Here is an 18,574-nt window from a genome sequence, read left to right on the forward strand (position 1 = left end):
GCCGATAACGTTTCACAAGCAACGGAACCCGACGATGAACCCAACGGGAAAGGGGAGAATGATCAACGGCAATCCCCCGTTCAGCCATCATTTCCTCTAAGTTACGCAAACTCAGGGCGTAGGCCAAATACCAACGGACACATTGAGCAATGATATCGACGGGATAATGGAGACGTTTAAAGGCGTTTCGGCTCAGGGGCATCGTTTGGAACTCGCGCAAAAACCGGGAAGTTTACCTGAAGTTCCGTTAATGCGACAGAACCGCCAAACACCTCAAGAAATATGCGCTGGATTGTTTGCTGAAGGCTGATCTGAATAGCCTTAAGACCACTAAAAATACCTTTAGTGTGCGCCCGGGTGTAGCCAAGATCATTATCGATAACGAAATGTTGCTGCCCGATGAGCTGGTGGACGTTCAAACCCTTATCGCCCCGGACAAGAAAGCGATAAAGGACGCTATCGAACGCGGTGAAACCGTTCCGGGTGCGCATATCGAAATTGGGGAAAGAAGTTTACAGGTTCGCTAACAAACCGTTAATCAAACCGTGTCCGGTACGCCGGGCATTGAGGAGGACATAATGGCTGCAAAGTTAGAAATCATTCTCTTTTATAACGAAGAAATCAACCGGTTTGAAGTGACATGGTCATCCGATTTATCTGCGGATCCAGCCCCAAAGGAAAAAATTGAGCTGGAGAAATTAAAAAATACGTTGAAGGGCGTACTGGAATCAGGCATCCCTCACGGCCAAGTGCATTAAGCGGGGAAACATCATGAAAAATACCCTTGAAGATTTGAATAACCATCTTTTTGCTCAGTTAGAGCGGTTGTCTGACGAAGATCTTTCCGGTGAACAGTTAGAGACCGAAATTCGTCGTGCAAAAGCCACTTCGGGTGTGGCCACCCAAATCATCGGCAACGGGAAACTGGCTTTTGATGTTCAGAAGGCACTGGGTAATCAGGAAATCAAGTCCGCGCCTAAATATCTGGAGGGAAGATAATGATCCAGCGATTTGAGTATACCGCTGAAATGGAAAGCTGGATGAAAGCCAACTACCTGCGACCATTAGGCGAACTCACGGCGCGTTTTAATCAGCATTTTGCTGTCAACCGTTCAAATGAAGCCATTAATGGCTTCAGAAAAAGACTGGGATTACGTGCTGGCCGTAGTGGCCAGTTTTACAAAGGACACCGCCCTTTTAATGCCGGGACTAAAGGGTTATCCAAACCCAATGCAGGTTCATTTAAAAAAGATCAGGCCGCATGGAATAAACGCGATGTGGGAGCAGAACGGGTCAATGTTTACGGTTATACCGAACTCAAAGTGGCCGAACCCAATATTTGGCGGCCAAAGCACCACGTCATTTGGGAAAAACATCATGGCAAACGACCCAAGGCCACTATCCTGACCTTTAAAGATGGTAACACCCAAAATTGCCAGATTGATAACTTACTGATGCTCACTCACAAGGAGCATGGCGTTATAAACAATTACTATCACGCCGTATCCGTAGAACATAAACCGACCGCCATTAATCTGGCACGGATAAAAATAGCGGTGGCAAGCAGGATAAAATTGGCGTCAGAGGGGCAAAAATGAAGAAAGCACGATTTTCATATTCAGATGAAATGAAACAATGGATGAAAGAACATTATAAATTGACGCGCCATGAACTCACGGACGCGTTTAATGACCACTTTAATACGAACCGAAGCAGGGAGAATATTAGCGACCTGCGTAAAAGTTTAGGTTTGCGCACCAGACAATCAGCTAAATGGCAAAAGGGAGATAAACCCGTTCATGCAGGAACCCAGGGAGTATTGAAAACCTCTCTTGGCTCGTTTAAAAAAGGACATCTGACCTGGAATAAACAACCCGTTGGCACTGAGCGCATCAATGGTCATGGCTATGTGGATGTCAAGCTTTCCGATCCTGGCATATGGAAACCCAAGCACTATCTGATTTGGGAAAAACATCACGGTAAACGCCCTGAAAACAGTGTCATTACGTTTAAAGACTGCAACCGGTTGAACTGTGATATTGATAATCTGATATTGATTACCCGTGCAGAGCATACGATAGTCAATAATACCAACAGGAAACTGAAAGGAACAGCAACAGAATTTAAACCCGTGCTCATCAATTTGGCAAAAATAAAACACGCTATCGCAACTAAAACCACAAATGACCAACGACCAAAAAGAGGCAAGACCCATGCTTAAACATCAGCACCGTCGTCACCAAGCCGTCAGGCTCACCCTGCCCGATGGCACGAACGGCCTAATCGTGACCGACCGCCGCTGCACAATATCTTACGATTTTCCGGTCGAGATAAAAATTAAGCCGGTTGGCCACAATCAAAAGACTGAGGCCTACAGTCTATCCTTCGCCCGTAAAACTGATTAAGCCTAATCAGAAATTCGGCTACGTAATGAATAGCATGATGGTCAATCCACCCAACGGAGAACCATCATGCAACCCTGGCAACCCGGACAACAGCTATTAACTAACTTCGATATCAAACTGGGACGATTGGCGGCCAGTGTCAAAAACACGCCCTGCAATCAGGGGGATATTGCCCGTGCCTGCAACACCGCTGATCTGATCATTCTATCGATGATGAGGCAAGACCATGAAAAACCCATGCGACATTATCACCGATGAGGAGATGGCAGAATTGACCGGCTATAAAATACCTTCCAGACAGTGCGAAGTACTGGCCAGACATGGCATTTTCTTTATCACGCGACCCGATAATAAACCCAGAACGACCTGGCAGCATTTTAACCATCCCATGATTGCCACTCGTAAACCGACCGAAGAGCCAGACTTCGAGAAGGTGTAATTATGGCCAGAACAAGGAAAAATCCCGCCGATGCGAAGTTACCCAAACGGGTCTATCGGGGAAAAACCAAATATGAATTTCATCCGGCCAGAGGGGGGATCTGTTTCCCTCTGCCCTCTGGATGCACCACTTTCAGTCATCTGGGCGGAATATGAAAAAATTATTTGTGACATGTCACGGGAGGAAAACACGGTATCAGAGTTAATCAAACAATTCCTGGCCTCCGCCACCTTTCAAGATCTGGCGATGGAGACCAAAAAAGACTACCGAAAATATGCCAACAAGCTGACACCGGTCTTCGGAAAAATGTCACCGGACAATGTGAAACCTGAGCACGTCAGAAAATACATGGACAAACGCGGCCTGAAGAGCAGAACGCAGGCCAACCGCGAAAAAACCTTTTTTTCCCGTGTCTACAAATGGGGGTATGAGCGTGGAATGGTCAAAGGCAATCCGTGTACGGGTGTGAAGCAATACAAGGAGAAGGCACGGGAACGGTATATCACCGATGCAGAATATACCGCACTTTATTCTGTTTCCCCTGCCATTGTTAAAATGGCAATGGAGCTGGCTTATTTATGTTGCGCACGACAGGCCGACGTGCTGTCACTCACCCGCTCACAGTTAATGGAGAACGGGATCTTTATTCGCCAGGGTAAAACCGGAAAACAGCAAATTAAGGCGTGGACAAAGCGTTTAGAAGATGCAGTGAAAATAAGTGGCACCTTAGTGACCGATCCCGGCATTGCCAGCATGTATGTGATTTGTCAGGCCACGGGCCATAAATATACCCGTGACGGCTTTAACAGCCGCTGGAAAAAAGCGAAAGATATAGCGAAAGACACTTTCCCAGAGTTGGACTTTAACTTTACGTTTCATGATTTAAAGGCAAAAGGGATTTCAGATCTGGACGGCACACTGGCAGAGAAGCAGATGACTTCGGGTCATAGAAATATTACCCAGACGGCAAGATACGACAGAAAAATTGAAGTAGTTCCGGTTGTTGGCGGGCAAAACACACAATGATATTAGGCAAAGATATTAGGAATATATTAGGAATGTGATTTTCATCAAACAAAAAAGCCACCCAAAGGTGGCTCTTTCTTAACGCTAACCCGCTGATACTAAAGCAAGTTTTTATATGGTGCCAGGGCGGGACTAGTAAACAAATATAACATATTGAATATATTTAACTTATTTTTACTTATTTATTTTATGCCCCTGTTAATGCCCCTAGAATTTTTTGCTTGTAATTTTACCTATCTATATAATTCAGCAGGATATTTATCCTGCTAGATGAACTGGAGGATAGCCACGACAACGTGGTAAGCTGACCAATGAAACCAATAAAGCAACGGGTGTTAATGAGTAAAAAGCATCACTTTATGGAAACCGTAAACCCACCCACGGAGGTTGGCATGGTCTGGCAAAAATATAGCGATATTAGGATCAGCTACTTAGGGCAGACATTAATTGATTTCCTCGCACTGACAATAAAATTGAAACGCCGATCTTCTAGTATCCTGAACGTCAATAACATAAAAGTTTCGGGGGAAGCGCCCTGCTGACAACTCGTTAAAGGTTTTTAATCCGTACAACGCGATCTTTTTCCCCGTTATTTTCGTCGGTTCATGGATAGCACTGGCGGGCATACGAAATACTTTCACAACAGAGCCATCCTCTAACAGGACTTTTAGTGTAAGGAGATTGCTTTCACTCTCCACTTCAAGTAAATGTCCGTAAATATCTCTCCCGCCATACTGCCGATCAACACAGAATAACTGCATCTGCTCACGTAACTTTTCAACGTAAACAGGACATGAACAGCGACTGGAACAGCCGGAGCAATGCATACCGGGGCGAGCCAGTCCATATACCGAAAGGGGAATATTACGCTGCAAAAGTTCATTAAGGTTTTCGATAATACTGGTCGCCCATTCCGTCAGGTGTTTATCCAGCATTCCCGTCCAGCTATCCGATACCCCTGTCAATACTAGTCCGATACTCATCTCTGGTACCAGCTCTTTTACCATCATACCATAAGCAGCAATCTGTAATAGGTAGGCTTCTTTTGGTTGATTTTGTTCATCTGTCACGTTACCGGTTTTAAAATCAAATATTTTCAACAGGTTGGAGGCATCCTGATAAATAAGGTCAGCGCGTCCCTGCATATCAAATTGGCAACTGGTTAATTTGATTTCCCGTCCTACTGGCAGCGTTTTCTCTCGCTCAGGCATCACGCTTCTAGCAATGGGCGGTATAAGCGTTCTGGTATAGCGTATTTGTGTAACAAGCGTTTTGCGCGACACCAGTCCGGTAATACCGTGATGTTTATATATCCAGTCTGTCACTGGCCCGATACGTCGAGTGGCAGCCAGTGTGGCAGCAAAATTGTTTTCTAGGTGCCTAATGGAGTAACCACCCGTCATCGCTGTCCTGTGTTGCACTGAGTTAGCCAACTGATGTACGACATGACCGAGAATAACGCCCGGATGCAGGGGTAAACGCTCGAACGTGTGGGATTCACTCTCTAGCAAATATCTCGCAGGGCAGATCGTAAAGTTCCCCAACAGAGAAGGAACAGCAGGACGCGTGCGAGCCAGTAGAATGTCATTCATGACTTCATCATCCCTGATCGGATAAGGCTTGCATCCGTAGCCTAGACATTTCGGCTCCCATGCGGCGGGATAGTTCGAAAGTATTTGTTATTTCTATATTGGCGTCATATGAAAATTCCTCAAGCTCCGGGTTTGCATCAAAGACTGCATCGTGATCCCAAAACGGGTGTAGTACGGCAGCCCAATGTTGGAACCCTATGCCAATCAGAGGAATGTTACCCACCATTTTCACCTCGCTGTTGTTATATAGCGAGGCGGCATCTTCGGCTAATCGTCGGGCATTTTCCGGCCAGTCAGCCACACCCGGAGAGGTAAAATCACCGTTCAGCCCGGCGTTATAAGTTTGATCCAAAAGAAGTTGAATGACATCCAGCCCCAGACGCCAGTCCAGTAATCCGTGATACGTCTGGTTTCCATATCTGTGCAAACAGTGATAACACCCCTGAAAACAGTGTTCACGGTGATCTAATTGCAGAAACTCTGCTAGCGGATAGGCTGTTTTGTTATTCAGAATATCCCTCATGATTTCAAGAATAATGAGAGAACCGGATGCCCCCTTCTGCTGTAGTCGCTCACATAATCCTGATCCATTAACCAGACGATCGGCCATTTGCAGAACCGGTACAGACTTACCGTCCTTAAGCACCTGAACGCGGGGTTCCAGAACTTCGATTTCTTCAGGATCAATATCCAGCAGTTCTTTTGACGCATAGTTAACAATGATAAAGGACGCCGAGAGCGCTGCGGCCCTGAATGCCGGAGTCAGCTTGGAATTCTGTAATCGAAGGCCCGGCGGGGTTTGGGCAACCATCAGTGCCAGTAAATCAGTCACTTTAGGTGCAGCAAGATAAAATGTGTTTCGGTTTTCTCCCTGACCAGTAAAACGCTTTTTAACTGAAGAATCTGCCTCAATGATTTGACTATCCACCCAAACCTGATTCGCCCAAAGCGGCTGGTAATTACCTTTTTTTCTGAAAGGGACTAATAAACTCCCCTGTGTTGCGTTGAAACCGCTCCATGTTTTATCGGTGTAAATTCCCCGATTCAGGCGGTGCAGACATGTCTGTGATTGAAGCTGTATCGCCACATTAAAATCAGGCTCTGGCACTGCAGAAAAAGTATAGGCTTCTGCGATCGATACACGACTGGCCATCGTCAGGGTCTGATCAAAATCCTCTTTGGCTGATTTTGGTTCCAGTGTGGTAATAAATCCATGGGGAACATAGCATTGATAGCGTTCAGCCTCATTCATGACAGCACCGCAAATAGTACATTCAGTAGCCAGAGAGTTTGCGGTAGCCCAGACGTTACACACGGGACAGGCAGTCATTGTTCTGGACTCACCCGGATCGCAGGCATTCGAATAAAATGATTGCAGATTTTTTCTGCTTTGCTTAAGCATTCCGCTATAACCCGCGGTAAAGTAGCGTCGTTTATCCTGCACCAGAATTTTTCCGGGGGCGAACTCCTGTATTGCAATATCCAGATCGCGATCCATGCTGGCAAATTCAATTTCCTTTTCGCCAGTGCTGACAGGCCTTGTCAGCAAAAGTCGAGATCGAGTTGGCATGCCATACATCGGGAATTTACCGTGTTCAGCCAGTGCTTCCGCCAACCCCTTTGCCTCCATCGCACTGTCGTTCAGTACGGCGTTAATATCCTGAATCAGATGCTCCGATGTCAGCGGCCGAATAATTTTCTGGAAAAAAGTGTTATCCTGCTGCGTGCAGACGTAAGCGAATTCATCACGCGCCATTATCGTTGCTTCAACTGCCTGTTGAATTTTTGGCAGCCAATCCGTTTGGTTTTCTTTCAGCCAGTGAACCGGGAAAAACTCACCGTGGTTATCAGGATTGTGCGAGTTGTAGTCAACCGGCCATAAATGATTTGCTTCTTCCGTTTGCTGCCTTAGCCATTTGAATGCCGCCACCAGCCAAACTTTTCGTACCAGTCTCTGGCAGATCATTTCCAGTTTTGTGGTCAGAAAAGGTGGCGGAGGAAGATCGCCGGTAATTTTTTCCGGGTAACGGAAGTAAAACAGGTCGTGACTCTTGCTGCGACAAGCGGTTAATACGAATGAAAACGCTTGTCCACGTCGCCCAGCACGTCCGACACGCTGTTGATAATTAAAACGCTGCGGAGGCATGTTGGCCTGAAAAACAGCACGTAAATCACCGATATCCACTCCCACTTCCATGGTGGTGGTTACGGAAAGCACATCGACCACGCGGGCAGCTCTGTCGAGGCCGGGATCGGGAGCAAAATCTTTCATCCCTTCTGGCAAAATATCGTCGTCATCAGCAATTAGAATACCTTTAAACCGACGCAGCCTTGCCGCCGGATTTTCAGTCATTCCGGTCAATTCCTCTGAGCGCATCCGGTGAATACCTGAAGAATGCGAGAGACGTTTACCGAGATAATGCTGCATTTGTAAAGTTTTTGCATCGCTGCAAGATGTTTCTGGCAAGGGCGCGTAACAGCGAGTACAAATTCCCGCTCCGATATGTAAGTGTATACGCCCACAACGGGAACAGCGCCAGACTCGATCCGCATGCTCCACCAGCCGAAAATGAACTTTGCCAATGTCAATAATGCCGCCCTGATGACCTGCCTGCTCTAGGCGCTGGAGGAATTTATCAATCAAAGGTAAGGGCTCGCCTCCCGAGCGTTGACATATTGCCTGCGCAAAGCGGTACAGGCGATTCCTAGGACACACATCACCCGCTGAACCCCAGCGTGTTTCCTTTGTGGTGTATTGTGAGGGCGTAACCCGATACGCATCTGCCAGCACACGAAACATAGCGTCATAGGTTGCCAGATGTTCCCGTGTGTCGTTTCCCATAATGGGGAGGCAGGGATAACCCCAGCCAGACTCTTCCAGAGCGAAGTAGGTTTTACTAAATACGCTTTCCCCTACCAGTCGTTTCAGATCGCGTGAGATCTCCTGCCGTGCCACCAGCAGATTGTCTTCATAGGCTGAGAGAGCCTTCCAGCACCATTCTCCCTGAGTGTTCTTTTCAAATAGTTGTTGCCATGCAAAAGTCAGTGTTCCTTCATCATGTTTTTCAGGATCGGGAACAGGTGTAATCCCTGTACGGTCAGAGGGATGAATCCCTGCATCCACTTGCGCTCTTAATAGAAAACCTAGAGATTGACCTGCATCCGGTGATTCTGGTTCAAGGATGTTACGCAGAGGTATGCTGTCTGCTTCAGGTTTTGATAATAATCCCCTGATTTTCTTTCGTTCATCAGCGAGTTGATCCAGTTCATCATCTTCCTCATCCGACCTTACGTTGAGGTTAATCAGCGTTTTGTTCCGGTCCTCTATTTCGGCTAAGCGTACTTTTAGTTGGTTATGGGACGGTTTTTCGGCCGCAATTGACTGTAGTGAATGTATAACAATTTCCCGTCGAACATCGTCATGATGACCCGATTCCAGATCGAGCGCAGTTTTGGCCGCATCCTGACGACTATCCGAAAACGTAACCAGTTGCTCACGATTGCCTGAACGTTGTAGTTCTGCCATCAGTGAGCTAGCCAGCAACTGTGTAGTTTTCGCAAAACCCACGCGAAAACTACGAATTGGGGAGAGTTTTCCTTTACCGTATTTGTAGGATGTACCACATGCGGGACACTGGAAAGGAAATGCAGTACCCGGAGACTGGCTGGATGACTGGCTTCTTTCTGGGGAAGTAAATTCACCGGGTTTGACGTAATAGAACCAGCCCCCGATATGGCTTTCTGACAAAGGTTTTAATAGCGATACAGGATGTTGAATGGTGGCGGTAAATGGATCGTAACTGGCTTTCACCCAAGTACCGAAAGCGTCGTCGTGATCCAGTGCCTCTTCTCCTTTCGGCCAGAAGCGTTCGACGACGGGCATAAATAGTGCATATTCTTCAGCAGACCGACGTTCAACCATGACCGATTTTGCGTGCTCCGGCAGTTGTCCCGTATCCGGGTCGTTAGGTAGAAGTTCAATTCGACTTTCTGGACCAGAAAAGATCGAGGGTTTTCCTCCCAAAAAGAGGGTGGCGCAACATTCACAATACAGTAATTCTACGCGCCGCGATGCCTTATCTTTGCCGTAACGTAAGCCGGACTCTACGGTAAGATCGCCAAAATAGCGATAATTGATTTCCTGCGGAGATGCAGAGCTGGAGGCCGGTAATGGCGCTACATATAGCCCTTCCAGAGCACGCAAAAAAGCATGAGCACGGAAACGTGGTGCGGCTATATCATCTGGGAAGGGATGCGAAAACAATTGCTGCCAGTCCCCTTCAGTCGACCGTAACCAGATTAATGCCCTGAGCGCCTTTTCACTATGGGGCTGAGAGCCAAATATGCGTGAACTAAGCGTTTTGATTGATGTGGCTCTCGGGGAATGATCTTCCGTGTAACAGCCACTTTCAAGCAGGTTTGCCGCCTGTAAGACAACACGCAGCGCCAGTTTTTCTACCGATGACTCATTGGATGGCACTCCCATGCTAAGGGCGACATCTTGCCAGTGTTGTAATGACGTAAACGGTGCTTCCTGTAACTGAAGCACTGCGTGATAAAACGGCTGTAGGTTGCCCTGAAAAAGAGACATACTGCCCGGAGGAAGGGTATCGCCATTGACAATACATTCTCTCCAGTCACTGGCGGAGGCACCGGAAGGCAATCCCCGTTGACCAAACATCCCCCATAAATATTCGATACTTTGTTCACCTTCAGAGCCTTCAACAGGTAAAGAAGCGCTAGAGGCCAGAATGCGCAATTTATGAAGGTGTTTTTCCTGATCCAGTCCCAGCCGATTGATCAGATGCTTAAGCAAATAGCTGACTTCGGTACCTGCGGTTCCTCTCTGTAGATGAAGTTCATCAAGGATAAGATAAAAATAGGCATCAGGGTCGCTCTCAATCCATTGTCGGGTTTGCTCAAAAATAGGATCGTCTATCTCGCGAACCAGCATAGTTGAGAGCATGCTGGTGTTAGTGATCAGAATATCCGGCGGTGTTTTTTGCATTTCCCAGCGGCTAAGAACCTCGCCGCCGGCGGTTCTGGGGAAATTAAACGATAATTCTTTATCCTTACCCCGCTGCTCTTGCCGTACTGCCTCCTGATGGGTCTCTTCCGCTAATTGCAGATACTCACGTAGCTCAGTGATTTTTTTTGCTACGCGCTTTTTCTCTTTTTCTTCTTTACTGAGTCTGGGATGTTCAAGCCAGCCAGTAACTTTAGTTGCGCTGGTATAGCGGCCAAAGAAAATTCGGTTGCCGCCGAAATGCTTATCCATGACATCGTGAGCCTCACTGGAATCCAGCGCTCGTCGCATACGTACCAGTTGATCTTCTACTAAGGCATTCATCGGATAGAGAATCAGCGCACGTACCGCTTTAGGGCGTTCGACAGCCTCATGACCGCGCATAAAGGTGGGATACTTACCCGATGCCTCATGCCACCACGGCTGCCAGTGCTTTAGTGCCGGACTTTGCGGCCAGCTAGTTGCTTCTTTTGCGATCTGCGCCAGAACTGGCAGCAGGAATGATTCTGTCTTACCTGAACCGGTCCCGGAGGTGACGATGCCGGGTTTTCCTGACTGTATACCTCTTTTCAACATGTCCAACTGATGGGTATAAAGATTAAAACGCCCCTTAGTCGGATCGGTTTTATCACGAGGCAGAAGCCCACTCAGACATAGGTCAATGAATGCCGCTCTTTGTTGCACACTAAATCCCGGCAACCATGTTTGGCCATGAGAATCATTGCGTAATTCTCCGATAGTCAAACCTCGGTGCTGATACCTGGGTATCGGTTCAAGAAAAAGATCGGCGCACAATGTCCCCTGCTGCTCCAGCAATGCTCGCCGTTCGGACTGGATATCTGATGAGCCGATACGGAAGGCCGTTTCAAGGTAAGTAATATAAAAATCTCTTATTGATTCAAATGTTTCCAGTGGATTATTCATTATTATTCCTTTGCTTATAACTGGAAGAGGTGCTCAAGTACGCTCGCAGATTCGCCGGTGGTAATTTCCTGAATATAAGGTACTAATTCCGGCGCAAGAGAAGCAGACATAGTTGCAATATCTTGTTCTGTACGACGTCCGACACCGTAGGCCAGGCGGGCAACAGCTTGTGCTTTTTCATCAGAAAGGAAAGGGAGCAGAGCTGTTTTTAGCGGTTCCCATGGCTCGCAAGCCTGAAGTTCTGACTGATGGCTATCCGCATACATTGCTTGCCATAATTCTGGAATAATACGAGAAGCCGTGACGCCTGTATTTTTTTCGGATAGCAGCTCATCCGACCATATATTCTCTGCCAGAAAAATTGGTAACTGGTGGGCAAGAGGAGCCTGTAACGGAAACGTGCTTTTCCCAGTGGTGAATGTCAGTACAAACAGTATCGGATACCTAATGGGTAGATGCTGTAAAGTCTGACTCCGATCCGTCCAACTGCATGCGGCAGAGCTGGGAGTTCTAAATAAACATTCACGAAGTTCAGGAAGTAGTGTTTCGGGCGGAGTGCGGTTAAAACCGCGCAACTCGACAACGCTTGCCAGCCCTGCAGCTTGCTGCTGAGTCAAAAAATCCCCAAGAGTCATGGTGTGAGTATCGTCAGGGGATCGGACTAGAGCGGGAGAGTTCATTAAATCACTGAAGCTAAAATGATCACTGTGTACTGACACTTCCCCCCAAACGCTACCGGCTAAAAGACCTGCTAACGAGGCGATGGTCTGTTTTGTCTGTCTTCCCATCAATCCGACGATAGGTGTGATATTCGCAGTGGCAATCAGGCTCGATAACAAGGATTCACTTAATCCCGTCGCTAGTGCCTGTTTCTCAATAGCCAACAATAGCTGATGTTGACGAGTCAGATCGTTAGTCACTATTAATGAGAAACCAGAATTTACTGATTTAGCTACAGGCTCTGATTTTAAAATTTGTTGTACCGGTTGCTCTTGTGCCGTTTCATTTTTGATTATCGCCCTCAGCAACGCGGTTTGAGCCAGCGTTTCAATTCCGGCCTGTGACGCTGCTTCGAATGTCTTTTTGATACGTTGATCCAGTTCATTTTCTTGCTGACGTAGTGCCTTATTAATGCGTTCAGTTTCTTTTTTCAGCTTTTTTCTCTGATCAGCTATTTCATTTTCAAGCTGTATTTTCTTCTCAGATAATATCGCTATTGATTGTTTAATGTGATTATGTTCACTTTCGTAACGAGCCAATATCTCCTGTTTCTTTCCATTAATCTGCGCCTCTACCTCAGGTAAAGCCAGTAACTGTTGGGTCGTATCATTAAGAAAAGATCTCGTATCAGCAATCTGTTCCAGATGAGATACTGCACGAAGATAGGATTTCTCATTGTCAGACTCATATTCAGCAATAAAGTGGGCTAGGTTTTGTAGCTGCGCTTTACTAAATTCAGGAAAGTGCTTTGCTGAATCAGTACGTTTAAGCAAGCGTTTAATCCACGTGCTGGCTTCGGCGCAATCATATTTTTCACTCACCAGAGGAAGTTCAGTGACCACCCTGAGAGCATGAGAACCGAGTACAGTCTGACGGACCTGCCAATAACTTTCCAGCGGCATATCAAAATCATATTTTTTGGGATCGGGGAAATCTCCCGGAAGCCTCAGAGATAATCCATCACTTAGCTGAAAAACGACTGGCGTATCGTTTTGCGGCTGATAACAGGTTAGTAGCCAATCTCTGACCGCATCGGGTTCACTGGACGGATGAGGTAATTCTACTACTGGATAGACACGCGACAGATAGTCGGTAATGATGTATTGCGCGGACTTATCAGACGGCTGGTATCTGGCTTTCCAGATTGCCATTTCGCCCCGAGTAACGTGTTTGCTGAAAGAGTTTAAAAAACCAACAGCTTCACCATTGTGAGGGAAAAGAACTTTTGCCTGAACCCCCGAGATATCTTGCAAGTCACTATTGTTCAACAGGCTAATAGGCGTAACAAAAAAAGCGCCTGAAGATAACAAGGCCGAAACTTTCCCAATAAAGACAATCTCATCCTTCGTATCGGTTATTTCACTGAGTACAACAGGAGTAGCTTGCTTTACGACAATATAGCTCGCATCCTGCAGGTAATAATTAGTTTCAAACTGGGTAACAAGATTGCCTAATTTTTGCGCCAGTGGTAGCGAATGTTCCGATAATTTCTTCCGCCAGATGCTATCTGTTGCTCCTGCCCCTTTAAAAACATCAATGAGTCCACCAACAAACAATGGTATAATTCGCTCATTTGCAGGGATTTCATTTCCCCGACTAATTGACAGACATTGTTCAATGTCTTCTTCAGTAACGTTAATTCCCAGTGATTCTGGAACCAAAACATCATCTTGAGATAATTCAATTTCTTCACCATTAAGAAACTGTGTAATGATTTCAGGACAATCAGAAGAAACATAAAACCCTAAAACCTCACGCCACAACGTATTGCAAAGCGAAGTATTTTTAGAATTACACTCTATAATATCCAGCAACTCGCCCAGAACATTTCCAGGCTCACGAAATTCAGAAAATTCAAGATGTTCATGAAGCCAATCGGACACAATGAGCTTAGCTTTAGGCGGCAATTTCCGTAAAAACTGCAAAGTTCTCTCCTGTCCTTGCGGTAAATTATCCGCCTTTGCCCCCGCCATGATGAGTTTTATTTTACATTCTTGCAGGCATTTTCTTAATTCGTAAGGTCCTACACCAAAATAGTACATCTGGCTCAGTCGGTTGCTGATGATATGTTGTTTTTTGATCATTCTAATCGTTCTCCTCACCGCCTGATTCAATGAAATCGCTATAAAGATTTGCCACCTTGCGCATCGCTAATGCTCTATTCCTTCTGGCAATTGCTTGATAGAAAAATGGTTCTGTCGACATATGATTCCAGAGTGGTTTTTTGCCACCTGCAAATAAAAAGCTACCATCATCGGTAATTGATAAACATCCACCAGCAATATGTATCCACCACTGTATAACAGAGGGAGGTAATGCAATGATTTTTGTCGACCAGTTCCAGTCACTGTCACCATTTCGTATGCCAAATTTTCCTTCTGAATACATAATATGAGCCATTAACGCCCATGCAAAACTGTCAGTCTGCCAGTAGTTAGAGCGTTGTCGAATATAATAACGATAACGCTGTTTTTCTCTACAACGCATTAAAATACAATCATCTGCTATGTTTACTGGACGTTCCTCTGACCATTGATGTTTCTCAGTTTGCCAGAGTGATATGTAGACGTCTGATGGTAAAATTGAAATACGCTGCATTTGAGATAAAGGTTGCAACACACCACTTAATGGATTTATGGGAAAATCATCCCGATTAATTAAATGCAACTCAAACTTTTCAATAAAATCATGGGCTCGCTCTGTATCCGATAAGTGCAGTTCAATACAGCCAATTGAAAGGGAGTTATCTGCAATTAACCAACGTCTAATAAATTCTCTGGGCTGGAGCGCCTCTTGTAGGTAATTACGTTCACTTCTTGTAAACATGCCCATAACTCGGGCAATAGCTCCTTGTTCGGTAGCATCAACAGAAATGGTTCTTTTTGCTAACGATAAAACTGGATACGGAGCATGTCGTCGTTGCACCATACGTAACCACCCGGTAGCAAAGAGCGTTCGCCGTAATTTCCATGCCGGGATACTCGTTGCCTGCGATACCAGTTCAATATGTCGTTTTAATTCACTAAAGGGCAACGTATTGCGACGCTGAAAACGCAAGGCCAGAGCTTCGGCTAGCCAGTCAAATACTGCCGGGATATCGTGTAATTCAGCATGTTCACATTTTGTCAGAAGATTATTTTCAGACTGCCATAGCGGCTGAGAACCACTTAATGGCGTCATTTTTTCCTGTTTTACCGGATCAATTGTTGACGAATCATCTAATGGTATTAATGTTCCTAACGGGCCATCCGTCAGCCAATATTGTGGCTCTGTAATCTCACGATAACCAGCATAAGGTGCATGATCTAAAACATGGACATCAAAAATGACAGGTGTATTTGAGCTTACCAATGTAAGTTCATAACGACAAAAGGTCTGGCCGGATATTTCTATTAACTTTTCCGATGGAATGAATAATCCTTTGGAAGCCTGAACTAATGAGCCGCTGATTAACTCATCACCATTAGAATTACTGATAATATAACTTCCGCCTATCGCTCCATCCATATGAATGAGCGGCGTACTGGCCGGGTTAAGCAATACAGCCTGTCCAAAGCGTGCCATATCGGTCATGTAAGGTTTGGCTGGTCTCCATCCCTGTATCAAAAATCGACTAGCCTCAGCAGGTAACAAACTTGCGATCTTATCCAAAGATTGTCTGCTGACTTTATTGAAAAAGATCATCGCCCATTTTTCTGATTTAATGTCTATTTTTTGTGCTATTTCAATAGTATTCTTTAATACTGAACAAATACTATTTGCATATTCATGGTGAAGTATTAAGTAAAGAGGAGAATTATCATAATATTCTCCATCAGAACTAATATAGCCGAAGCTATCACGAAAAAGTGGCAAACATCCGGATAGCAATGCTGCTCCAACTCGAGAATTAAGGAAGTTTTTCCCTCGGCTTTTTAATAAAGAAACCAGAGCATTCATAGTAATATTTAAACTACCTTCATAATAAATATTATTGTAATCATCAATATTATTAAGTAACGGATGATAAGAACTAATTCCTGATGTAGCCACTGCTATATCATCCATAAGCAAATATATTTCTGGATACTCTGGATCACTAGAGTCAAGTTGAATACAGTATTTACCGTTTTCCTTAACCTGCTCTTTTTCAATGTATGTTGCGATATCACGAACTGCTCCCCAAAAAGGGGAGTAATAAGCCTTCTGCATATCAGCTTTTGCAAGCAATGATCTAAACTCAAAAAATTCTTTCTTAAAAACCTCACCAAAACGAGATATACATTGGTGTACTACTTTATTGACTGAATCAAAGGTTAAATGATGGTCAAATTTATTATCAAACAATATATTTCGTAGAAAAACCTCATCCTTATAGGATGGAAAAGCAATTCTTTTTGAATATCCGATCAACGGTTCATTTTTCGAGGGTACAGGTAAAATAAAACGAGAACAATTTTGTTTTTCATAGCTCCATTTTTCTATCCTTTCCCATAATTTTGGTAACTTTTTAAAATTAAATTTCTTACCCTTATCAAACCCCAAAAGTACAGAAAATCGAACACGAAAATCGCCTTCTTCATGCGTGTCATCATCAGCACTGGCTGCGAGAAGTGTTAAATATAAAATAGCAAAGCAAGTAGGATACCCTTTATTTTTCGCTAAAATATCGAGTTGTGATTCACCATAAAGATATTTCTGAATTCGGGATGCATCCTTTCCGAACGCATCCAAAAAACTTTGCTTGGCATCCTCTTTAGTGCGGGAACCTGCCAGTTGTTCAAAAATACGCCCTGTCGTATCTATTCTGCTCAACGTTAAGCCAGCATGGGAAGATTTTAAAAACAAGGACTTTACAAGCGCTACGTTCCACTCTTCTAAAGAAACAGGGAAAGAATCCTCCATACCCACCACCTAATTATCGTTAATTAACGTATTCCTCAAACCGGCACCAGAAAACAAATGGCGAAATAGTACCTCAGCCAGTAGTGGAGGTACTGCATTACCAATTTGAGTAAATTTTGCCTCAACATCCCCTACAGGCTCAAAATCATGTGGAAAAGTTTGTATCCGTGCACATTCCCTCCAGGATAACCGCCTTGCCTGCTCCAGCTTAGGACGGGAAGCATCGGCAACTAAATGTTCGTACTCATCAGAAAAATCCCAGCGCTGTTTCCAGCCATCTTTCAGATTAGACCACGTTAGTTTCATTACAGGGCTTGCCGGATGCAACGTTACATGACGCCAGTTTGCGACGACGGTATAAGCAGGACTGTCCCATTGTGCCTTACGATTTCGGGACATGAAATACCATGAGAAATGGCCTTCAGGATCGTGCGGTCGTTCATAAAACTCCCCCTCAGGCCATAATGGTAAATCACGAATAGCCTCACCATGTGAAGTATAGGGTTTTAAATAGGGGCTATTTCGGGTCGCTTTGCCATGTGTTTCAGCAGGAAATTCAAAGCGCTGTCCCAGATCGTTTCTAACACCAATAATAAACAGACGGTTGCGCGATTGAGGTACGCCATAACCCCTTGCGTTCACCATATGATAACTAACCTGATATCCAGCCGCCTTATATACGGTAAGTTGTTTCTCAAGAAAACTACCAGCCCCAAGATGCTTTAACCCAGAAACATTCTCAGCAACAAAATATTTGGGCCGTACAATGTTTAATACGCGTAAAAATTGTTTATAAAGATTCGTTCTGTCATCGCTGTCGGGTTTTCTATTACCTGCCATTGAGAAAGACTGGCAAGGATAACCACCTACAACAATATCAACATTCGGAAAAAACTGAATCTGAGAAATGTCACAATGCTTGATATCAGTATCAGGAAAATATTTTCTCAGCGTTGTACAAGCATTTTCAACAATATCATTGGCAAAGATAACATCCCCACCAGCAGATTTAATCCCAAAATCCATACCGCCACAACCTGAGAACAATGAAAGTACCCGGATATTATCATTGTCTCTTTCAAAAACATTGTTCATATATCCACACTGACTATCATCTATACCAGAACCAACATTCAAATGGATGACTAATTTATCCATAAAATCATAAAGGAAGATTATACATCAGCCTCTCTAGAATGGCGACGCTTTCTCCCACCCGGCGAATAAATGCAGCTTGAACCATTTCAAGGCCTTGCCAAACAAATCAAATTCTAAGTCATCGTCACTGCAACAGGAGTTGCTCAGACTATACGCAGACTTCCTAGCATACCTGCTCGCGTCATCTTGTTCAGCGATCGCACCATGACCATAGCTTCTGCGATTGTTTGTGCTGTAGAGATGATGTGTAATCTAAACCTGTTAACTGGTAACAGTTTGATTTATAAAACAAATCATTCAGATATGAACTTCCGCTTCTGGCACAGACTGTGTAAAAACCCTTGATCACCTTTTGGTCTAAGTACGATGTACTTATGATCAATGGGTCTTAGCTACCGAT

The 18,574-nt window shown here is 44.9% G+C and carries 12 protein-coding genes and 3 pseudogenes; 9 read left to right on the plus strand and 6 right to left on the minus strand.

Annotation, left to right across the window (positions count from 1 at the left end; translation table 11 throughout):
* A pseudogene (locus NXS07_RS15460) lies at positions 1–202 on the minus strand (IS6 family transposase); the annotation flags it as partial.
* Between the two features lie 64 nt (positions 203–266).
* Between NXS07_RS15460 and NXS07_RS15465 the strand changes: the two are divergent.
* The 9 genes and pseudogenes from NXS07_RS15465 to NXS07_RS15505 form a co-directional block, all read left to right on the plus strand.
* Positions 267–527: pseudogene (locus NXS07_RS15465) on the plus strand (siphovirus Gp157 family protein); the annotation flags it as partial.
* Positions 528–578: 51 nt separating this feature from the next.
* Positions 579–758: a hypothetical protein gene (locus tag NXS07_RS15470; protein WP_258087089.1), complete on the plus strand. Its 180-nt coding sequence runs from the start codon at positions 579–581 to the stop codon at positions 756–758.
* A 13-nt stretch (positions 759–771) separates the two neighbouring features.
* On the plus strand, positions 772–999 hold the full coding sequence (locus NXS07_RS15475; protein ID WP_046336776.1) for a hypothetical protein: 228 nt from the start codon (positions 772–774) through the stop codon (positions 997–999).
* Positions 999–1,598: an HNH endonuclease signature motif containing protein gene (locus NXS07_RS15480; RefSeq protein ID WP_258087090.1), complete on the plus strand. Its 600-nt coding sequence runs from the start codon at positions 999–1,001 to the stop codon at positions 1,596–1,598. The genes NXS07_RS15475 and NXS07_RS15480 overlap by 1 nt, the downstream gene beginning before the upstream one ends.
* Complete coding sequence (locus tag NXS07_RS15485) at positions 1,595–2,221, plus strand: HNH endonuclease signature motif containing protein (protein ID WP_258087091.1); 627 nt, start codon at positions 1,595–1,597, stop codon at positions 2,219–2,221. The genes NXS07_RS15480 and NXS07_RS15485 overlap by 4 nt, the downstream gene beginning before the upstream one ends.
* Positions 2,214–2,405, plus strand: coding sequence for a hypothetical protein (locus tag NXS07_RS15490; RefSeq protein ID WP_258087092.1), 192 nt, complete (start codon positions 2,214–2,216; stop codon positions 2,403–2,405). The genes NXS07_RS15485 and NXS07_RS15490 overlap by 8 nt, the downstream gene beginning before the upstream one ends.
* A gap of 66 nt (positions 2,406–2,471) precedes the next feature.
* Positions 2,472–2,663, plus strand: a complete 192-nt coding sequence (locus tag NXS07_RS15495) for a hypothetical protein (RefSeq protein WP_038204340.1) — start codon at positions 2,472–2,474, stop codon at positions 2,661–2,663.
* A complete protein-coding gene (locus NXS07_RS15500; RefSeq protein WP_258087093.1) occupies positions 2,632–2,844 on the plus strand; it encodes a DUF4224 domain-containing protein in 213 nt (70 codons plus the stop codon). Before NXS07_RS15495 ends, NXS07_RS15500 begins: the two co-directional genes overlap by 32 nt.
* A gap of 2 nt (positions 2,845–2,846) precedes the next feature.
* Positions 2,847–3,870, plus strand: a pseudogene (locus NXS07_RS15505) (tyrosine-type recombinase/integrase).
* A gap of 443 nt (positions 3,871–4,313) precedes the next feature.
* Here NXS07_RS15505 and NXS07_RS15510 read toward each other — a convergent pair.
* The 5 genes from NXS07_RS15510 to NXS07_RS15530 are packed head-to-tail and all read right to left on the minus strand — an operon-like array spanning position 4,314 to position 18,111.
* Entirely contained in the window at positions 4,314–5,462 is a 1,149-nt protein-coding gene (locus tag NXS07_RS15510; RefSeq protein WP_258087094.1) for a PD-(D/E)XK nuclease family protein, read from the minus strand.
* Between the two features lie 7 nt (positions 5,463–5,469).
* Positions 5,470–11,412 (minus strand): DEAD/DEAH box helicase, encoded by a 5,943-nt coding sequence (locus NXS07_RS15515; RefSeq protein WP_258087095.1) that lies wholly within the window; start codon positions 11,410–11,412, stop codon positions 5,470–5,472.
* 14 nt (positions 11,413–11,426) lie between these two features.
* The gene (locus tag NXS07_RS15520) at positions 11,427–14,216 is read right to left on the minus strand and encodes a kinetochore protein (RefSeq protein WP_258087096.1); all 2,790 of its coding nucleotides are present in this window, start codon (positions 14,214–14,216) and stop codon (positions 11,427–11,429) included.
* Between the two features lies 1 nt (position 14,217).
* Positions 14,218–17,016: a hypothetical protein gene (locus NXS07_RS15525; protein WP_258087097.1), complete on the minus strand. Its 2,799-nt coding sequence runs from the start codon at positions 17,014–17,016 to the stop codon at positions 14,218–14,220.
* A gap of 9 nt (positions 17,017–17,025) precedes the next feature.
* Positions 17,026–18,111 (minus strand): DNA cytosine methyltransferase, encoded by a 1,086-nt coding sequence (locus NXS07_RS15530; protein WP_258087098.1) that lies wholly within the window; start codon positions 18,109–18,111, stop codon positions 17,026–17,028.
* Between the last annotated feature and the right edge of the window lie 463 nt (positions 18,112–18,574).

Source organism: Xenorhabdus bovienii (assembly GCF_024721015.1).
Lineage (GTDB): Bacteria > Pseudomonadota > Gammaproteobacteria > Enterobacterales > Enterobacteriaceae > Xenorhabdus > Xenorhabdus bovienii.

What these genes read in the sequence shown, in the direction of transcription:
- NXS07_RS15470 (WP_258087089.1), top strand. Translation starts at nt 579, where the DNA reads ATGGCTGCAAAGTTAGAAATCATTCTCTTTTATAACGAAGAAATCAAC.
- NXS07_RS15475 (WP_046336776.1), top strand. Translation starts at nt 772, where the DNA reads ATGAAAAATACCCTTGAAGATTTGAATAACCATCTTTTTGCTCAGTTA.
- NXS07_RS15480 (WP_258087090.1), top strand. Translation starts at nt 999, where the DNA reads ATGATCCAGCGATTTGAGTATACCGCTGAAATGGAAAGCTGGATGAAA.
- NXS07_RS15485 (WP_258087091.1), top strand. Translation starts at nt 1,595, where the DNA reads ATGAAGAAAGCACGATTTTCATATTCAGATGAAATGAAACAATGGATG.
- NXS07_RS15490 (WP_258087092.1), top strand. Translation starts at nt 2,214, where the DNA reads ATGCTTAAACATCAGCACCGTCGTCACCAAGCCGTCAGGCTCACCCTG.
- NXS07_RS15495 (WP_038204340.1), top strand. Translation starts at nt 2,472, where the DNA reads ATGCAACCCTGGCAACCCGGACAACAGCTATTAACTAACTTCGATATC.
- NXS07_RS15500 (WP_258087093.1), top strand. Translation starts at nt 2,632, where the DNA reads ATGAAAAACCCATGCGACATTATCACCGATGAGGAGATGGCAGAATTG.
- NXS07_RS15510 (WP_258087094.1), bottom strand. Translation starts at nt 5,462, where the DNA reads ATGAATGACATTCTACTGGCTCGCACGCGTCCTGCTGTTCCTTCTCTG.
- NXS07_RS15515 (WP_258087095.1), bottom strand. Translation starts at nt 11,412, where the DNA reads ATGAATAATCCACTGGAAACATTTGAATCAATAAGAGATTTTTATATT.
- NXS07_RS15520 (WP_258087096.1), bottom strand. Translation starts at nt 14,216, where the DNA reads ATGATCAAAAAACAACATATCATCAGCAACCGACTGAGCCAGATGTAC.
- NXS07_RS15525 (WP_258087097.1), bottom strand. Translation starts at nt 17,016, where the DNA reads ATGGAGGATTCTTTCCCTGTTTCTTTAGAAGAGTGGAACGTAGCGCTT.
- NXS07_RS15530 (WP_258087098.1), bottom strand. Translation starts at nt 18,111, where the DNA reads ATGAACAATGTTTTTGAAAGAGACAATGATAATATCCGGGTACTTTCA.